The sequence below is a fragment of the Bullifex sp. genome, assembly GCF_034103065.1.
Lineage (GTDB): Bacteria > Spirochaetota > Spirochaetia > Sphaerochaetales > Sphaerochaetaceae > Bullifex.
Map to the genome: position 1 here is coordinate 1 of NZ_JAXEGN010000270.1, position 2422 is coordinate 2422.

The 2422-nt window shown below is 30.1% G+C and carries 2 protein-coding genes; both read left to right on the plus strand.

All coding sequences use genetic code 11. The features are described from left to right. The first annotated feature begins 315 nt into the window (after positions 1-315). Positions 316-1152, plus strand: coding sequence for an MATE family efflux transporter (locus tag SOY52_RS10210; RefSeq protein ID WP_320848849.1), 837 nt, complete (start codon positions 316-318; stop codon positions 1150-1152). 43 nt (positions 1153-1195) lie between these two features. After that, complete coding sequence (locus SOY52_RS10215) at positions 1196-1708, plus strand: MATE family efflux transporter (RefSeq protein WP_414429611.1); 513 nt, start codon at positions 1196-1198, stop codon at positions 1706-1708. The last annotated feature ends 714 nt before the right edge of the window (positions 1709-2422 follow it).

Below are 2422 nucleotides of genomic sequence, written 5' to 3' on the forward strand. Positions count from 1 at the left end.
CACAACAACTCCTGTTATCGACGGCGTTCTCCATTCTGATGTATACAATGAAATCAACGTAGTACTTCAGGAAATTGGTCTTGGCGGATGCACACCTAGCCAGGGCGCAGCTAGAGTACAGAAAGCTTGGGAAACATGGAAAGCTAATAACTAATATTACTAAAATGTTTACTATAGGGTCCCTTGGAAACAAGGGATCTTTTTTAACTTTTCTATTTTGACCAAAAATTGTTTTTGATGTAAAAACTATATTACAACGTGCCTCATCAGAGTAAGTCCAGTTGCTCTGATGGGCATTTTTTTTTAGAGGTTTTAATGAATAATTCAATTCAGGATTTGGGAAAAGAGAAAGTAGGAAAGTTAATATTTAGATATGGTCTTCCATGTGTGATATCTCTTTTAGTTGGTGCACTTTATAATATTGTAGATCAAATGTTTATTGCAAATGCATCATATTTAGGTTCATTTGGTAATGCTGCAAATACAGCAGTTTTCCCTCTAACTATCGTAGCTTTAGCAATAGCTGTAATGTGTGGTGATGGTGCATGTGCATATGCTAGTAGGTTACTTGGATTAAAGGAAAAAGATAAAGCTTTAAAGAGTGTAGGAAGTGCTGTATCAATTACGATAATTAGTTCGATTGTGCTAATGGCTATATATATTTTATTTTATGATAGGCTAGTAATCATGTTTGGAGGAAATGTTAATGAAAAAACATTTATTTATGCAAAGGAATATTTATTTTATATAGCTTTGGGAATCCCATTTTACATGTTCGGCCAAGCTATGAACCCAATTATTAGAGCAGATGGAAATCCTAAATTTGCAATGATATCTATTTTAATGGGAGCAATAACTAATATTATTTTAGATCCTATCTTTATCTTCATCTTTAAATGGGGAATGATGGATGCAGCCCTTGCAACGATAATTGGACAATGTGTTACTGCATTATTATCTCTTTGGTATTTATGCAACATGAAAAACTTAACTGTAAGGTTAAAAGATTTTATTATAGATATTAGCCAAGCTAATAAAACTTTAAGTTCTGGATTAACTAGTTTTTTATCTCAAATATCTTTAGTTTTTGCAATGATGGCAATTAACAACATGATTATGAAATATAGTATTCTAGATCCTATTTTTTTCTAATCAAGAATTAACACAGATACCTATGGCTGTTGTAGGTATAGTAATGAAATTCTTTCAAATTGTAATTTCTGTTGTTGTAGGGTTAATTGCTGGTTGTATTCCAATAATTGGTTTTAATATGGGAGCTAAATTGAAAGATAGGGTAGTAAAAGCGTTACAGCTTCTTTTGATTTGTGAAACAATAGTAGGGATAATTGCTTTTATTTTGGTCGAGTTCTTTCCGTCATCGATTATCAATCTATTTGGTGCTTCAACAGAAAGTATTTATTACAAAGAATATGCTGTAAAAGCATTTAGAATATATTTAGCATTAATCATATTTGCATGTATTAATAAGGCAGCATTTATCTGCTTGCAGGGTATGGGAAAGGTTTTGGAGTCTACAATTCTTTCAGTGATTAGAGAAGTAGTATTTGGTGTAGGATTTGCTTTATTACTTCCTTATTGGTTTATGCTTGATGGTGTTTTATATTCAATGCCAATATCTGATTTAATTACTTTTATTGTAACTTGTTATGTATTATTTAAAATAAATATAGAGTTACAAAGTATATAAATTTCTTTAGCAGAGAGAATGTAATCTTTCTCTCTGCATTAATAGCTTTTAGTTTTTTTTCTACATTTTACTTCTGTTATAAGTAGAAATAAAAAAGGAGAAAAAGATAGAAAATGAAAAGAACTTAAAGGAAAGAAATCCTGTGAAGACTAAAGTATTTTCAAAAACAAAAACATTAGAGATTTTAGTTGATATTTTTTTAATGTGGAAATTAAAGAAGATAATATGTGTAATAATTGTTCTTGAAAGCCAAGCTTAGAGTGATAAGCATATGGATATTTTGCACTGTTAATTTATGATTGGCAATTTTCTTTAAATATAATTTCATACAAATAAGTCTATATATTATATGTAAGGCATTTGAAGAAATTAAAATTAATGCAAGGAATAAATGAAAACACAATCTTTTTTGAATTAACTCATGAAGACTTGCTTACAAGAGAAATAGCTGCATAATATTACTGTCTCTGATATTTTAAATTGAAAAGAGAATTCGTTGAAAAATAAAAAAACTGCTACATGTTTATTTTCCCATGTAGCAGTATCTTTTATGCTAGTGCTGCTTCAAGTTGAGCTTTTGCTTCTGCTAAGGTTTCATCATATTGCTTTTGTAGTCTTTCAAGCTGTTGGTTTGCAATCTTTAAAAACTCAGGATCATTTTCAAGTGATACTGGGACGTCTTGTCCATATTGAGCTTTAAGTTGAGCTGCTTTT